Raw genomic sequence first — 15,042 nt, forward strand, 5'->3', positions numbered from 1 at the left:
CTACTTCTGCGCGATCGCCAGCCGGGCGCGCATCTCACCGCTGCGCGGGGACCGCGGCGCCCGCGGCGGCAGCGACGTGATGTCAGTCACCCCGGAAGACACGGAGCGACGTTCGATGTGTCCCATGCCCGAGGAATCCACGACGATGCGACGGGGACCATCCGGGGCGCGGCGTGGTGCCGGTGTCGGGTCTACGACCATCGGGACCACCTTCGGATCCCCCGCCGCACGCTGCTTGCTGACGCCGCTTGATGCGGCCGCGGCGATCGCCTTCGACGTGCCCTTGGTCGCCACCCGGCCACCGACCTCGAGCGCAGCGGCCCCGGCGGCACCGGCCACGCCGCCCGCAGCGGCACCCTTCCCGATTCGCGCGGCCGTGAACACGAGATCTGCCGTCTTCGACGCCTTCCCCGCAGCGGAGGCCGCAGAACCGCCCCCGGAGCCCTTCTGTGGCGAGGGGAGAGCCGGACGGCCCGGTGAGCCGCCGGAGGGCCTGGAAGGCGGCATAGGCGCCGCGGGCGGGCGTGTAGCGGCCATCTCGCCGATGTCGTGAGCGGCGCCGGCGCCGACATTGATGGATCGGGCGTCGACCGTTCTGTCGGGGCGGCGGAGAGCTGCAGCCGCGATCGTGGATACCGCGCCCATCGCGGCGACGGTCTTGACCCCGTCCCGCTGCGTGGGCCCGCCCTTTCCCATGCCGTACTTCGAGAGCTGCTCGGCGATGGAGCGGCCGGTCTTCTTCGCGATCCGGCGTGCCCGGATGATCAGGAACACCAGGACGATCATCACCAGCGATGCGAAGGTCATCTGCGCGACGAGAGGGATGCCGAGCTGGCTGAGGCCCGTGATCGTGGCGACCGTCAGCTTGAGGACGGCAGCCATGACCACCGCCATGAAGACGATCGCGACCAGGCCCATGAAGGTGTCGGCGAGCGACTTCCACAGCGGGTACCGGTTGACGGGCAGGATCCCGATGTACACGTTCCACATCGTCTTGAGCGCGGAGATCAGGAAGCCGAGAACGGTGACCAGGAACAGCACGCCGAACGCCATCGGGAGGATGAACAGGGTCAGGGCGCCGGGGGTCATCGTGACGGCGGTGAGCACCTGTCCGAAGTTGGGGTTCTGGTTGAACGTCTTCGCCGCTTCGTCGCACTCGCCGACCGCGTCGCGGACCTCGTTGCCGCCGGTGAAGACCGGCGACGAGCTGGTCATCGTGTCGGTGAATGTCGTGGCGCACGCGCCCTCGAGGGCGTGGCCGAAAGCGATTGTCTGCGCCGGGATCTTCACGAAGATGTCGACCAGCTGCGATGTGACCGCAGCGGACAGCAGGTTCTCGGAGTCGAGCTCCGTGCTGTTGATGTCGTCGGTGACGACGACGGCGGCGATCTGCCCGCCGTACTCCTGGGCCGTGTCGAAGGCGCCGCCAGCAGCGGTGAGTGTGGCGATCGGGTTGGCGAGCAGCCCGGTGGCCAGGACGGCGCAGCAGGCTGAGATGAACAGCTCCGCCCATCCGGTGGAGTGCCGGCCGAGCATGATCGCCAGGCCTGCGACTCCGCCGGCGATCGTCAGCGCGAACGGGATCCACGCGATCTCGCCGAGGAAGTCCTGCAGGAGGTCGGCCAGCGCACCGAACGGTGCCGCGACGATGTCGACCCACTCGAAGGAGAGCAGCCAGTTGCAGAACCAGATCATCCACGACACCAGACCCAGGTGCCCGGTCCAGATCGGGTCGATCCACATGGAGATGAAGAACTTCCCCATCGTGAACACGTCGCCGCGGTCAAGCGGGAGCACCGTGTAGTTGGTCAGGGGCACGCCGTCGCTGTCTGTGATGTCGCCGCCGAGCATGAACGGGGACGAGCCGCCACCGTCAGCGGCGAAGGCCCAGTACGTGTTGCCGAAAAGGACCAGGAACAGGTCGATCAGGATCACGGCGAAGACCTTGCTCCACCGGGGGTGATCATGTACCCAGAACCGGACCCGCCAGAACGCGCCGCCCAGGGTCTCGAAGGTGTGCCGGTAGAACCCGATCATGGCGTCACCAGAGACGGAGTCGACAGCACCGCTTCGCGTCGGTCGGGGCGCTCGGGGAGGGTCTTGCGGAACTTTCCGATCCGGCCGCGCTGGTCACGAACCAGGCCCTCACCGCGCCGCTCAGGGGCGACCTTGCCGTCCGGGCCGAGCGGCGACAGATCCTCGGTGACCACCTGGACCATCGCCGGGTCTGCAGGCTCGCCGGTCAACCACTCGATCGCGCGGCGCGCCAGCTCCTTGTCGGTCTGACGCATCACGTAGCGGGTCTTGATGAGACCTCGAGTCTTGGTGTCGCCGAAGTCAGCGGGGTCGTGCGATCCCAAGCCGAAGAACGCGCGGTTGCGTCGACCTTCGCGAAGTCCGATGAGGAGCTCGCGAGCGCCCTCGGGTGACGCGGTGATGTGGTGTGTCTCGTCGAAGTAGGCTCCGGCGAGCTCTCCGGTGTTCATGAAACAGACGGCGCGGGTAATGCCCATGAGCATCGCGTACATCGACCGACCGACGATCTTTTCCAGGGGCATCTCGTCGAAGAGGTGCTGATGCTCGAGCTCGGCGGCGTCCGGGAGGACCAGGCCATGGGTGAGGAACACGAATGCCCGCGAGGACAGGTCGACGGCACGGAGCCCGTCGTTGAACAGGACCTCGCCAAGATCCTTCGCGGAAACCAGGTTGATCAGACCCGCAAGCTCATCGGTCTCGGGCGAGTTGAAGGTGGCAACATGCTTCTCCAGTGCTCGGAGGCTGGTCAGCCCGTGCTCGGCGGCGTAGTCGGGCTCGAGGAGGCGACCCAACATGACACCGCGGCTGTCGCGGGCGCGGATGCCGAGCATCGTGGAGAACAGGCTTTGCACCATGCGGGCACCGACCCGAGGTCCGAAGACCCGCAGCGGGTCCAGCGAGTACTCGGGGGCGATCAGGTCAACGACGGTCGTCGAGTCGGGGCGCAGACTGCGGGCGAAGGCCGCATACTCCATGGTCTCTGTGCGGTCGATCGCGACGACGCGGCCGTTGCGGTCGACCGTGTCGCCCATGTCGCATTTGAGGAGCACGCTCTTACCGGCGCCGAGCTCGGCGACCACGCCGAAGCTGGCGCTGGTGTCGGCCTGGATACTGCCGTCCGCGTCGCGGAGGATCGGGGTGTGGCGTGCGGTGCTGATGTTCTCGCCGAAGCGGGCGCCCTTCTCGTCTCCGAGCTCGTTGCTGGAAAGCGGCACTCCGGTCGCGAACTCCCGGCCGGTCGTGATTTGGGTGAGCTCACGGACGATGCGCCCAGTGGGTGTGCCGGGGATCATCGCCCACCAGAGCTCCTCCTGACCGCCCAGGGGTGCCTCGAGGAGGAAGTCGGCGCGCTTGTACTCGTCTGCCACGAATCGGCCCTTGGCCTTCGCGAGGTCGGCGGTATCCGCCCCCACAGCGAACAGCACCGTCGCCTGAACCTCGACCTCCTTGTCGGAGCGGTTGAGGGAGGCGTGGTACGCCGCCAGGGTCTCTGCGATCTCGCCGAGGTCGGATCCGCCGCCGGTGATCGTGGCAGTGCCCTCCTGATGCTTGTACTGCTCCTCGAGGGCGGTTTCGGCCTTCTTGTTGCGACGCTTGACCTCGTCGGCGCCGGTGACGGTGAAACGGATCCCCCAGTCGACGTCGAGGGGGAACTGGTCGACGTGTGAGATCCACTCGACGCCGGGCGAGACCCAGCCGGCCTTGGGCGCGGCGACCATGGCCTGCACCACCTGGTAGGACGACGTTTCGTCCGCGTAGGGGCTGTGCACCTTGAGGTAGCGGCGCTTGAACGGGAGGAACTGCTGCCCGGACTTGGGGGCGATGTCACTCTGCCCGCCCTCGTCGAGCCATGGGTTCGGCATCGCGGAAGGCATCTGGAAGTGCGCGAGCTCGTCGGCGCCGAATCCGTCCTCGGTACCCTCGGCGGGCGGGACAGGGGCGGCGAGGTCTGCGGAGAGGCCGCGCTGCTGTGAGTGAAGGGCGATCCAGATCTGCTCGGCGGGCGTTGCGCAGGTCGGCTGGAACGCGGCGGGGATGCGGACCTCGATCTCCTTGGCCATCCGCGCAGCCGCGGCGATCTCGGAGTCGGTAGGCAGCTGACGGGGAAGAGCCAACGTGTCTCGCAGCTTGGTGTCGGCGGCGCGCAGTGCCGACATCGCGCGCGCCTTCATCGAACCGGCCGCGAGCGGGACCGAGAACCAGAACGCGCGCGTTCCGAGCGGGATCTGCTCGAGCGCGTCCAGGGTCAGCTCGACCTCGCGTGCCCAGTCGGGGCACTCGTCGATGCGAACCCCGTCCAGCATCCGCTCCACGATCGACACCGGGTCCAGGTCAGCGCACAGCCCCAGCAGCAGCCCCTCGCCCCGGTGGGCCTGGAAAAGTGCCTGGTGGTGCGCCTTGACGAGCTGCTTTGCGGCCGCGGTGGCGTAGGCATACGGGAGCGGCTGCAGCCGCCACGTTGCCCAGACCACGCCCGAGCGGGTCCACATCAGGTTGCTCGTCATCGCTGTTGCCGGAATCTGCATCGTCGTCTCGTTTCTCAGTCGGTCGGCGTGGCCAGCAGCAGATCGCGACCGCCGCTGAGGGGTGCCGTGATCGGCGTGCCGCCGAGGATGGGGAGGAGGGCTGAGTAGCTCATGGTCAGTTGCCTCCTCGGGCTTGCTGCAGCAGGCGCTCGACGCCGCTGACCGCGTGTGCGGGTGCGTGCGTCGGCAGCGGCGTCGAGCGCGGCTGCAGGACCGGTTGCGCCACGACGGGCGCTTCCGGTGCGGGTGCGGTGTTCTCGCTGTCAGGGCGGGCGAGCGTGGCTCCGACCGGCTCGGCGATCGTTGTTCCGCCGCCTGCGAAGTGGGGTGGGCGAACCCGCATGGTCACTCCGCGGTAGCGGCCGGCTGCGGGGCGGGTCATCGCGGACATGCCGCTGGTGATGATGCTCAGCAGGTTCCGGCGTGTGGCCGGGATCCTTCCGGCTCCCCACGCTGCTCCCCAGGACACGAAGGCAGCGACGGGAATGTCGACGATCGGAGAGCCAGTCCCCCACACGCTCTGCGTCATCAGCGCGACGACCAGGACGATCGCCAGGACGACGCCCTGCGTCAGCGTGTAGGGGCCCCCGGGGATCTTCGTGCCGTCGTGGAGACGGCCGATGAACTTTGGGAACCGGCGGCTGCGCGTGTAGAAGCGCGCAACCTCTCTCTCTTCGTCGCGATCGGCCACGTTCGCCCCTTACGCGACCAGCCGGTAGACCGTGTCGCCGGCCGCGGTGGTGGTCTCGTTGAGCACCAGGACGTCCGCCGGAGCTGCGATCTGGTGGATCGTCACTCCGATGGCGTCGACAGTCTCGGTCTGGATGAGGCCCATGACCCACTCGCCACCGCCGGCGGCGAGGAACATGGCCAGGCCGCACGCGATGCCGGTGATGATGGTCGTCGCCATGGCGAACCGCACCTTGGCGGCGACGACGAAGAAGATCACTGCTGCTGCGAGAAACACGACCGCCCGGAAAGCAGTCGTCGCATCAGCGGTGATCCCGTTGATCCAATCGAACATGGTTGGTGTTCCTTTCTTAGTTGCCGTTACCGGACGGTGTCGGCGTGGGGGTTGTCGATCCCTTGTCGGAGACCGCTTGCGGTGCAAGATCAATGGCGCTGACCTCCCAGCGGGAGGCACGCGCGGTGAGGGTGAGTGTGTATGTCGAGGTCACTTGCTGGTCCAGCGGGCTCAGCAGTGAGACGGTCGCGAGCACCTTGAGGGTGTCGCCGTCGCTCGGGTTCTTCGTGGGCGTCAGGTCTGACCGCAGCTCCTCGACGTTGACCATCACGTAGGGGGCGGGCGAGATCGCCACGAAGGATGTGTCCGGGGCGCTGTATCGGGACAGGTCGCCCGAGCCGGCAAGGTACGCGCCGAGGAACGCTGACACCGTCTCCGCGGACGGGTCAGAGGATCCGATGGTCTGCTTGTAGACCAGCGACGTCGTCTTGCCTTGGACGGGAGCGGAGATCTGGGCCGGGAGACCGACTGCCCGCACCGTGTCTCCGTTGACCGCGATCGCGACCTGGAAGTAGCGGCGCGGCCAGCTCGTCGTGCTGGTGTCGTCGGTGTCCGTCACTGACAGCTCCTTGATGTTCGCCGCCACGACGACGTTGACGAAGTCCGAGCCGTCGACGGGCGTGATGGAGACCACGGACAGGTCGCGGTACTCCCAGGCCGTGACCGAGAGCTGCCGCAGCGCCGCCAGGTCGACGTAGGTAGCCAGGTCGCCCGGCGCGTCCTTTGTCGCGCTCAGCCACGAGGAGACGAAGCCCTCCGCGTAACCGCCGGCAGCCTGCTGCTGCGTGCTCAGCCCCGCTGCCTGCGCCTCGGGCGCTGCGGCAACGACGGGCGCCGGACGTGCGGCCGCGGCGAACAGCGCGATGGGTCCACACGCGATCGCGGCGAACAGGAGTGCGGACAGCACCTTGCCGCCCAGCTGCCGACCGTGGGTCCAGCTGCTCCCCTGTGCCGGGACGGTCTTCGTCTCCTTGGCTGGCTTCGACGTCTTCTCGCGGCGCGCCATTATGCAGCTCCTCCCACTCGCAGCTGCGCCACCCGCAGAGCTGCCGGCACCGCTGCCGAGAGCTCCTCAACCGCCTTCACCACGCGGCCATGCGTGGAGGGGTCGAAGGGTGCGTCGAGGGTGCTCGCCACCGCTTCCTCGAACCCCTGGCGCGCACGGATCGCGCGTGCAGCGTCGGGCTTGAATCCTTCCCACATGGCGTCGTCGGCGCTGTCTGCGGTGCTGCTCTCGCTCACGTTTCTGTCCCTTCCGCGGAGTCCTGATGCCTCCCGACCAACGGGGGCATATCTGTATAGGCCGGGTTTTCGGCCCTTCGCGGACATCGCGGATCGAAGAAATCTTGCGTGGATATTGCGCCCATGCAGCGAGGCATGGAAACCACCCCTGACCAAGCGTTTACAGCATCGGATCGTGACTCAGACCCCCCGAAGCCAGCATCCGCCGGCCGGGCACTCTGCGGCCCGGCCGGAACTTTCCAGGATCTGAACCAGGGGTGCTGAGGAACGTGGCCCTTCGTCAACCGACGTCACGACGAAGGGCCATTTCTCATGACTGCTTGGGCGAAGACATCACCTCTTGCCGACCAGCTGTTCGACGAGTGGAACAGCTTCCACTCCCACACCACTCACCACTTCGGAACGCTCGGCGAGCTGACCGGCGATGAGGCCGTGAACCTCATCCGGCAGCCGCAAGCTCCCGAACAGCGCGACGCGCTCTTGCTCGAGCTGCTCACCCGCGAGCACGCCGGCGATACCTTCGCCGGCCGCGTCCTGCTCAAGTCGTTCATGCCTCTCGCGCTGCGGCTGCCGAGCAGCTGCAGCAGCATGCGCAGCCTGTGGCAGCACTCCCCCGCCGACGCCCGCACCGCGACGATCGGCGTGCTCTGGGAGGTCATTCACACCTACCCGCTCGAGCGCTCCCGCTCCGTCTCCGGAAACATCCGTCTCGAGACGATCAAGAACCTCGGAGTCTGGTTCGGCAGCGAGCACAGCGTTGACGCGATGCCGATCGAGGACGAGCTGCTCGAGAAGATCGCAGGCCCCGACGAGAGCGACGACGTCTTCCGGGATCTGGTGACGATCCTCACCTGGGCGATCGACTCCGGCACCCTCCGCCGTGACGAGGTCCAGCTGCTTGCACGCATCGAGCTCGCAGAGGGTGACCCCGGTGTGGCGCGTGAGGAAGCAGCGGCCGAGCTCGGCGTCAGCCGGGAGACGCTCAACCGCCGAGTGTGCCGAATCCGCACCAAGCTCATGCAGGCCGTCAGCGGCGACATGGAGGCCAAGGTCTCCTACGCCCCGCGCCGCAGCTGAGCCAACCCGCCATCCAGGGGGAAGCGCAGTCGACGAGTCGAGCGCGCCCCACAGGCCGGAGCACACTCACCGCTCCGCCCCCCCAGACAGACAGGGCCTCTGGATGGCCCCCAGGGGCCCTGTCTTCCCCTCCGCCTCACTCGGAGCCCTCCTCATGGCCGAAATCGCCTCAGCAGGCCGCACGGGCCCGCTTACGCCCGCATCCATCGTTTGGATGCCCCGCCACGACTCCCCTACCAGCCCTCGCGACATGGCGCACTCCACCATCGCCAGCGCGGCGCCACACACGCGCTACCCCGCCGCAATGCTCTGCGCTGTACCCTCGCAGCAACGTCGCGATAGCCTCCGCCACTCCCCCGCCAGATCACCGCATCACTCGCGCGATACGCTGGGCCACCCCCGCGCCACACCCGCGCTAATCATCCGCAATAACATACGCAATACTCGCGCTAGCACATCGCCCTACCCGCGCATGATGTTGCGCTCTAACCTGCGCACTACTAGCGCGAGTCTGTCGCCTGTACAGCCCTTTGATTGCGCTTGGCCTGTGCCTGTACGTCGCCACTCTGGCGCGGGCCATCGCGCAGATAGAGCGCAAGTACGTGCGCACTGCATGCGCGGTCATTGCTCCATTAGCGCGCACCTAGTGCACGGCTCTAGCGCGACTGAATCGCAACCTCTAGCGCATGCGTCGCGCACGACACGCGCGATTGTTGTTGCATATAGGCGTGAATGTGACGCTATACTGGCGCCCATGAACCCGCCACAGTTGCCCCATACCCGCGCCACACATCCGCACATCGCGCGCTCGACTGGCGCGACCGCTGTCAACACCCTCATCCGTGGAGGCCGATCGTGAGAATCATCGGCGTCTGCAACCAGAAGGGCGGGGTGGGCAAGACCACCACCGTCATGAACCTCGCGGCCGCGCTGTCCCGCGCCAACAATGTGCTCGTGGTCGACGTCGACCCGCAGCAGTCCGCAGCACGCTGGGCCGAGCGAGCGGGGGATGACCTTCCGTTCGACTTCGCAGCCGACGTCGATCCCAACAACATCATGGGATTGCGTGACCTCGACGGCTACGACATCGTCCTCGTCGACACGCCTGGCAGCCATGAGAACACCGGCGTCCTCACCGCAGTCCTGCAGGTCGCCGACTTCATCGTCCTGCCGCTGGAAGCCGCCACCATGGCGATCGAGTCGGTCGCGGACACCTTGGTCGAGCACATCATCCCGACCGGGGTGCCCTACCGACTCCTGCTGAACAAGATCGACACCCGCCGCGGCGGTCGGCGACTCGAGGACTGGGAAGAGCAGCTCGACACCGTCGAGTTCATCGAGGGGCAGATCGGACTCCCGCGTTTCCAGCGTCACATTCGTCTGTCCGCGAGCGTCGAGGACGCTCCCTTCGACGGCAAGGTCGTCACGCAGTACACCGATTCCCGCAAGAACCAAGCAGCGATCTCCGACTACACCAGTGTCGCGTTGGAGCTCACGTCGCTGTGGGCCAACCAGATGAAGGAGGCCTGACATGGCTCGTCAGGATCTCGGAAAACTCACCCGCCGCACCGCGCCGACGCCGGCTCCCGCAGAACCCGTGGAGCCCCCCGTCGACCAGGCTCCGCCCCCGGAGCCCGCCCCTGCAGCGGCGGTCGAACCCGCGGCCGCTCCTGCGAAGAAGCAGGCGCCGCGCAAGCAGCCGACTCGCACGACCCGCACGGAGGACGAAGACGGGGGAGAGGGGGAGGAGCGGGAGACCGCGACCAAGGGCGTCCCCGTCCACCTTCCGGTCCCGCTGAACGACCGCCTGCAGGCGTACATGGCCAAGACGCGCAAGAGCCACCAGACGGTCCTCCTGGACGCCGTCTCGGCTACCTATAAGCGTCTTCCTGAACTGATCCGCCAGGCCACCGCCGGCGGAGAAGAGACTGACGAGGACTGGACGGATCTGTTCAACAGGCAGAAGCGTCCCGCCCCCGTCTCCGACGCGGGGCCCCGCGTGAAGCACACCGTGCGCGTTGCCCCGTCATACCGCGCGATCCTCGATCGCGTCACCGCTGAACTCGATGCTCCCTCCCGGAACTTCGTCATCATCACCGCCTACGAGGCATTCCTTCCGCCTCTCGACTAGACGGTGCGGTGTCCAGCTACAGCAGAAGACCAGCTGTCGCTACAGCGGTATATGAGACACTCACCGGACTGCTTAGACACCTACCCCACATCCGCCCCACGATGAAGGACTGACCTCCAATGACCACCACCACTGACCGCAAGAGCAAGCGCACGAAAGAGACCACCGAGCCGGGCGAGCAGAAGCAAGGACTCACTCCTGCAGTCCTGCAGCCGACGAAGTCTCGCCGGCGCCCCGCGATCATCGCCCTCGGCATCGCGCTTGTCCTCCTCGGCGGAATCGGCGTGTGGTGGGTCACCACGAACCTCACCCGCACCGTCAGCGTCATGGCGACCAGCGTCGACGTCTCGCGCGGGGAGACGATCACCACGGACGACCTCACGACCATCCAGCTCGCCGGCGGGCAGCAGGTCGACGCGGTCTCCGCCGCGGATGCCGCCGACCTCGTCGGAACCACCGCGCTGGTCGACCTGCCCGCCGGCACCCTCATCACGTCGGCCAACACCGGCGACACCCTCGCGGTGCCGGCCGGCTCCTCGATCGTGGGCGTCACGCTCACCCAGGCGCAGATGCCCGGCTACCAGCTCGCAGCAGGCGACAAGGTCCGTGTCGTTGAGACCCCCGTCACTCAGGGAGACCCGCCCGTCGAGACCCCCAAGAGCTTCAACGCCACGGTGTTCACCGCCACCTACGACACTGAGACCCAGGTGTGGGTTGTCGACCTGGTCGTGCCGAACCGTGAAGCACCCGACATCGCCGCTCGTGCCGCCACCGGCCGCGTCGCGCTGGTCATCGACTCGACGGGGGAGTGACCCCGCATGGCGATCATCTTCCTTGCCAGCGCGTCCGGCGCTCCCGGCGTGACCACCGCCGCCGGCGCCCTGGCCCTCAACTGGTCCAAGCCCGTGATCCTCGTCGAGGCCGACACCACCAAGACCAGCAGCATCATCCCCGGACTCATCCGCGGGCAGGTCTACCACAGCACCGGACTGACCGAAGCGGCCGTCGCCGACCAGTACGGCGCTCTGACCCCTGACAAGCTCTGGGAACAGACCGTCGAGCTCAGCCCCCGCTCAGTGCTCATCCCCGGCTTCAAGAGTCTGCAGGGCGCCGCCGGCGCGGGCCCCCACTTCTGGCGGGCACTGCTCGACGCGCTGCGCCCCTACGAGTCCGCCGGGTACGACATCCTCGTCGACGGCGGGCGCCTCCACGTCAACGACCCTCGCCTCCCGCTGCTGCGCGAGGCGGACAGCATCACCCTGTTCACCGATCGCACGCTGCCCTCCGTGGCAGCCGTGCTCGCACACTGGCGCTCCCTCGACGAGAACCGCAACACCGTCCCCGAGTGGCTGCTGAACACGCTCAACGAGATCGGGCACGCCAGCTACGTCGATCTCCTCGTCACCGAACGCCCCACCACGCAGGAGACCTGGCCTCTCAAGACCGTCACCAAGCAGATCGGCATGAACCTGCTGGGCACCATCCCCTGGGATCCGAAGGGCGCCGCCATCTACTCGGTCGGCGCACCCACCCTCGGCGCCCAGCGCACCCCCTACGCGCGGGCCATCGGCGCGCTGCTGCACAGCTACAGCGATGTCCTCAACACCCGCACTTACACGACCACCGACTGGGAGGGACAGCAGTGAGCGACCCCACGCCCGACCCCGCAGACCTGGGAAACATCCCGTTCTTCACCGCGCCGGCACCGGCCACCCCGCAGGCGCCGACGACCGCACCGGCCGACACGGGCCTGCGCAACCTGGGCCACGCCGCCGCGCACCTGACCCGCGCGGCACAGCGGAACGCCCCGGCCGAGGCAGTCCCCACGGCACCCGCAGCTCCGATCGTGCCGGCACCGCCCACCATCCCCGAGCGGCCGGCACCCGAGGTCACCCCGCCAACCACCCTCGACGCGCGCAGCGATCTGCCCTGGGCCGACATCGCCGCCATTCGCGACGAGGTCTCCCGTGAGCTCGCCGCAGTGTTCAGCGAGTCCATGGACATCACCGCTGAGCAGCGCGAACAGACAGCGCAGGACCACATCGTTGACCGGGTCCGAGCTCGCGTTGACGACCAGATCCGCCGCCCCGGCGAGGGGCGCTGGCCGGCCCCGATGCAGACCGCCATCCGGCAGGCCGTCTTCGACCAGCTGTTCCGCCTGGGTCGGCTGCAGCCGCTCGTCGACGAGCCCGACGTTGAGAACATCCACATCAACGGGTTCGACGACGTCTGGATCTCCTACGCGGACGGCCGCGTGGTCAAGTACCAGTACCCGATCGCCGAGAACGACCGTGAGCTCGAGCGAGAGATCAACCTGCTCGCCGCCCGCTCGGGGGAGGGCGGCCGATCGTTCACGAGCGCCCGGCCGCGACTGCACATGGACCTGCCCGGCGGGGCGCGTCTGGCAGCGATCGCCGAACCCGTCGCCACCCGACCGACGATCGTCATCCGTATCCACCGCCTCGTCGACGTCACCCTCGACCAGCTCGTGGAGCGCGGCACCATCACCCGCCAGGCGGCAGCCTTCCTCCGCGCGGCCGTCATCGCCGGGGTCTCCGTCGTCACCAGCGGCTTCCCCGGCGCAGGCAAGACCACACTGCTGCGCGCACTCGCCGACTGCATCCCGGCCGAAGAGAAGATCGTCACGATCGAGATGGAGCGTGAGCTCTACCTTCACAAGATCAACGACCGCCACCCGCGAGTGGTCTCACTCGAGGCGAAGCCGGGGGAGGGGGAGCGTGGCGCCGATGGTCGGCTGCCCGGTGAGATCACCCCCGAAGACCTGGTCTACGACACCCTCCGACTGGACACCCAGCGCTTCATCGTCGGCGAGGTCCGTGGCCCTGAGATCTACGCCATGATGCAGGCCATGCAGTCCGGTGTCGGGTCGCTGTCCACCCTGCACGCCGCCAGCGCAGACGACTCGATCGACCGCATGTCGGCGCTGATGCTGTCCCGCGGCAACAACACGACCCCCGTGTACGCCTACCGGATGATCGAGCAGAACATCAAGATCGTGGTGCAGATCTCGAAGATCATCGACCCCGCGACCGGCAAGCCCCGCCGCGTCGTCACCGAGATCGCCGAGATCCTGCCCGGCGAGGAGCAGAACAACTCCCGCCCCGTGGCCTCTCAGGTGTTCCGCTTCGACCGATCCAGCGGCAGCCTCATCACCGCTGACATGCCATCGCCGCGGCTCCTCGAGGAGCTCAAGTTCTACGGCTTCGATCCCGCGAACCTGGGAGTGTGAGATGACTACCGCAACCCTCGCCCTGTGCATCATCGTCGCGGTCGCCGGCGCGATCCTGGTCATCCTCGGCGCCGCCCACAAGCCCAGCACCAGCGGACTGCCCACGCGCAGCGCGCTTCGCGGGAAGGCGACACGCGACTTCACCCGCACGCAGCAGATCCAGCTCGTCGGCGGCGCCGCGGTCGGTCTGGTGTTCGCGCTGATCACCGGATGGTGGCTGCTCGTGATCGCCGTGCCCGTCGCCGCTGTCGGCCTGCCATGGCTGCTGCAGAAGGGCCCCGAGGAGAACACGATCGCCAAGCTCGACGCCCTCGAGTCCTGGACCCGCAGCCTCGCCGGCCTCACCGTCTCCGGCGCCGGCCTCGAACGCACCATCGCCGCATCGCTGAGCAGCTGCCCCGAAGCGATCCGCCCGCAGGTCACGCAGCTCGTCGCGCGCATCAACGCCCGGTGGACCACCACCGCGGCGCTGCAGGCGTTTGCCGACGACCTCAACGACGAGACCGCGGACGTGCTCGTGATGCACCTTCTCCGCAAGGCCGAGCTCCGCGGATCCGGCCTCGCCGCCTCGCTCGAGGATCTCGCCAAGAGCATCTTCGAGCGGGTCAAGATGCGCCGCCAGATCGAAGCCGACCGCGCCACCCCGCGCAACGAGGCCCGGTTCGTCGTCTACTTCACCGTCGCGCTGCTCGTACTCCTGGTCCTCGCCCAGCAGTATTCCGCCCCCTACGGCACCCCGATCGGTCAACTCCTGTTCGCCGCATATCTCGTCAGCTACGCCCTCGTTCTGCTGTGGATGCGACGCATCAGCCGCGGCGTGCCGGCACCCCGTCTGCTCGTTGCCACCGAGAAAGCTGGTGAGAAGTGAACCTCGCACTGATCGTCCTCCCTGGCCTCGTCCTGGGGCTCGGCTTCGCGCTGGTCATCGCCGCACTGGTGCCCACCCAGCCCAGCCTCTCCGCAGCGCTCGATCGGATCGGCACCACCACCGTCGCCGCCGACCCCGCCTACGCCGCCACCCTCGAGAACCGGGTGGGCTCAGCCGTCCTCCGTCGCGTCGGCGACAGCCCCTCGCTCAAGATCCCCACCCGCGATCTGCGCCTGATCGGCATGAGCGTCAACCGGTTCCTGTACCAGAAGGTGCTCTCCGCCGGCCTCGGCCTCATCGCCCCCATCGCGATCGGACTGATCTTCCAAGTCCTCGGCCTGACCGCGTTCTACATCCCCGCGCTGTTCGGCATCCCCCTCGCCATCGGCGGCTGGTACCTGCCCAACCTGCTCGTCCGCGACCAGGCCGAAGCCGCCCGCAAGGAGTTCTCCCGCTCGGTCGCCGTCTACATGGAGCTCGTCGGATCCGAACGCATCAGCGGCGCCCCTCCCGGCAAAGCCCTCGAGTCCGCCGCCCAGGTCGGACGCAACTGGGCATTCGTCCGAATCCGCCAAACCCTCACCGAAGCCCGCTACGCCGGCACCGCACCCTGGGACGCGCTCGAGCAGCTCTCCCTCGAGATCAACGTCCCCGACCTGGGTGAAATCGCCAAGGTGATCAGGCTCTCGGGGGAGCAAGGAGCGTCGGTATATGAGACACTCAGGGCACGGGGGCAGAACCTCCGGGACCGACTTCTGAATGATGAAGTGACGGAGGCGAACAAAGCGACCAACAAGATGACCATCCCGATGACCCTCACCGGCGTCCTCTTCATGCTTCTGCTCGGAACTCCCTTCGTGCTCAACGCATTCTTCTGAGACGTTGGAA

General features: G+C 67.7%; 14 protein-coding genes. 8 read left to right on the forward strand and 6 right to left on the reverse strand.

Annotation, left to right across the window (positions count from 1 at the left end):
- The 6 genes from DI573_RS00180 to DI573_RS00205 all read right to left on the reverse strand — a co-directional run bounded on the left by DI573_RS00180 (position 1) and on the right by DI573_RS00205 (position 6,828).
- Entirely contained in the window at positions 1 to 2,037 is a 2,037-nt protein-coding gene (locus DI573_RS00180; RefSeq protein ID WP_292809393.1) for a hypothetical protein, read from the reverse strand.
- Positions 2,034 to 4,562: an ATP-binding protein gene (locus tag DI573_RS00185; RefSeq protein ID WP_292809395.1), complete on the reverse strand. Its 2,529-nt coding sequence runs from the start codon at positions 4,560 to 4,562 to the stop codon at positions 2,034 to 2,036. Before DI573_RS00185 ends, DI573_RS00180 begins: the two co-directional genes overlap by 4 nt.
- Before the next feature lie 115 nt (positions 4,563 to 4,677).
- Positions 4,678 to 5,253, reverse strand: a complete 576-nt coding sequence (locus tag DI573_RS00190) for a hypothetical protein (protein ID WP_292809397.1) — start codon at positions 5,251 to 5,253, stop codon at positions 4,678 to 4,680.
- Between the two features lie 9 nt (positions 5,254 to 5,262).
- The gene (locus DI573_RS00195) at positions 5,263 to 5,586 is read right to left on the reverse strand and encodes a hypothetical protein (RefSeq protein WP_062635271.1); all 324 of its coding nucleotides are present in this window, start codon (positions 5,584 to 5,586) and stop codon (positions 5,263 to 5,265) included.
- A gap of 16 nt (positions 5,587 to 5,602) precedes the next feature.
- Positions 5,603 to 6,592, reverse strand: a complete 990-nt coding sequence (locus DI573_RS00200; protein ID WP_292809400.1) for a conjugal transfer protein — start codon at positions 6,590 to 6,592, stop codon at positions 5,603 to 5,605.
- Entirely contained in the window at positions 6,592 to 6,828 is a 237-nt protein-coding gene (locus tag DI573_RS00205) for a hypothetical protein (protein WP_005052720.1), read from the reverse strand. Before DI573_RS00205 ends, DI573_RS00200 begins: the two co-directional genes overlap by 1 nt.
- Before the next feature lie 312 nt (positions 6,829 to 7,140).
- Between DI573_RS00205 and DI573_RS00210 the strand changes: the two genes are divergently transcribed.
- The 8 genes from DI573_RS00210 (at position 7,141) to DI573_RS00245 (ending at position 15,032) form a co-directional block, all read left to right on the forward strand.
- On the forward strand, positions 7,141 to 7,905 hold the full coding sequence (locus DI573_RS00210) for a hypothetical protein (protein WP_292809405.1): 765 nt from the start codon (positions 7,141 to 7,143) through the stop codon (positions 7,903 to 7,905).
- 855 nt (positions 7,906 to 8,760) lie between these two features.
- Entirely contained in the window at positions 8,761 to 9,435 is a 675-nt protein-coding gene (locus DI573_RS00215) for a ParA family protein (RefSeq protein WP_062635277.1), read from the forward strand.
- 1 nt (position 9,436) lies between these two features.
- The gene (locus DI573_RS00220) at positions 9,437 to 10,036 is read left to right on the forward strand and encodes a hypothetical protein (RefSeq protein WP_292809410.1); all 600 of its coding nucleotides are present in this window, start codon (positions 9,437 to 9,439) and stop codon (positions 10,034 to 10,036) included.
- A 119-nt stretch (positions 10,037 to 10,155) separates the two neighbouring features.
- Positions 10,156 to 10,848 carry an SAF domain-containing protein gene (locus DI573_RS00225; RefSeq protein WP_062635282.1) on the forward strand — a complete coding sequence of 231 codons (693 nt, stop codon included), beginning with the start codon at positions 10,156 to 10,158 and terminating at the stop codon, positions 10,846 to 10,848.
- Positions 10,849 to 10,854: 6 nt separating this feature from the next.
- A complete protein-coding gene (locus DI573_RS00230) occupies positions 10,855 to 11,682 on the forward strand; it encodes a hypothetical protein (protein WP_193599383.1) in 828 nt (275 codons plus the stop codon).
- Complete coding sequence (locus DI573_RS00235) at positions 11,679 to 13,286, forward strand: ATPase, T2SS/T4P/T4SS family (protein ID WP_292809418.1); 1,608 nt, start codon at positions 11,679 to 11,681, stop codon at positions 13,284 to 13,286. Before DI573_RS00230 ends, DI573_RS00235 begins: the two co-directional genes overlap by 4 nt.
- Position 13,287: 1 nt before the next feature.
- Positions 13,288 to 14,154 carry a type II secretion system F family protein gene (locus DI573_RS00240; RefSeq protein ID WP_062635294.1) on the forward strand — a complete coding sequence of 289 codons (867 nt, stop codon included), beginning with the start codon at positions 13,288 to 13,290 and terminating at the stop codon, positions 14,152 to 14,154.
- On the forward strand, positions 14,151 to 15,032 hold the full coding sequence (locus tag DI573_RS00245) for a type II secretion system F family protein (RefSeq protein ID WP_062635296.1): 882 nt from the start codon (positions 14,151 to 14,153) through the stop codon (positions 15,030 to 15,032). Before DI573_RS00240 ends, DI573_RS00245 begins: the two co-directional genes overlap by 4 nt.
- Positions 15,033 to 15,042: the final 10 nt, after the last annotated feature.

The sequence above is a fragment of the Microbacterium sp. genome (genome assembly GCF_003248605.1).
In the GTDB taxonomy this organism is placed as follows: Bacteria; Actinomycetota; Actinomycetes; order Actinomycetales; family Microbacteriaceae; genus Microbacterium.

Coding starts and splice junctions, on each gene's coding strand:
- DI573_RS00180 (WP_292809393.1), bottom strand. CDS start 2,037: ATGATCGGGTTCTACCGGCACACCTTCGAGACCCTGGGCGGCGCGTTC.
- DI573_RS00185 (WP_292809395.1), bottom strand. CDS start 4,562: ATGCAGATTCCGGCAACAGCGATGACGAGCAACCTGATGTGGACCCGC.
- DI573_RS00195 (WP_062635271.1), bottom strand. CDS start 5,586: ATGTTCGATTGGATCAACGGGATCACCGCTGATGCGACGACTGCTTTC.
- DI573_RS00200 (WP_292809400.1), bottom strand. CDS start 6,592: ATGGCGCGCCGCGAGAAGACGTCGAAGCCAGCCAAGGAGACGAAGACC.
- DI573_RS00210 (WP_292809405.1), top strand. CDS start 7,141: ATGACTGCTTGGGCGAAGACATCACCTCTTGCCGACCAGCTGTTCGAC.
- DI573_RS00220 (WP_292809410.1), top strand. CDS start 9,437: ATGGCTCGTCAGGATCTCGGAAAACTCACCCGCCGCACCGCGCCGACG.
- DI573_RS00225 (WP_062635282.1), top strand. CDS start 10,156: ATGACCACCACCACTGACCGCAAGAGCAAGCGCACGAAAGAGACCACC.
- DI573_RS00230 (WP_193599383.1), top strand. CDS start 10,855: ATGGCGATCATCTTCCTTGCCAGCGCGTCCGGCGCTCCCGGCGTGACC.
- DI573_RS00240 (WP_062635294.1), top strand. CDS start 13,288: ATGACTACCGCAACCCTCGCCCTGTGCATCATCGTCGCGGTCGCCGGC.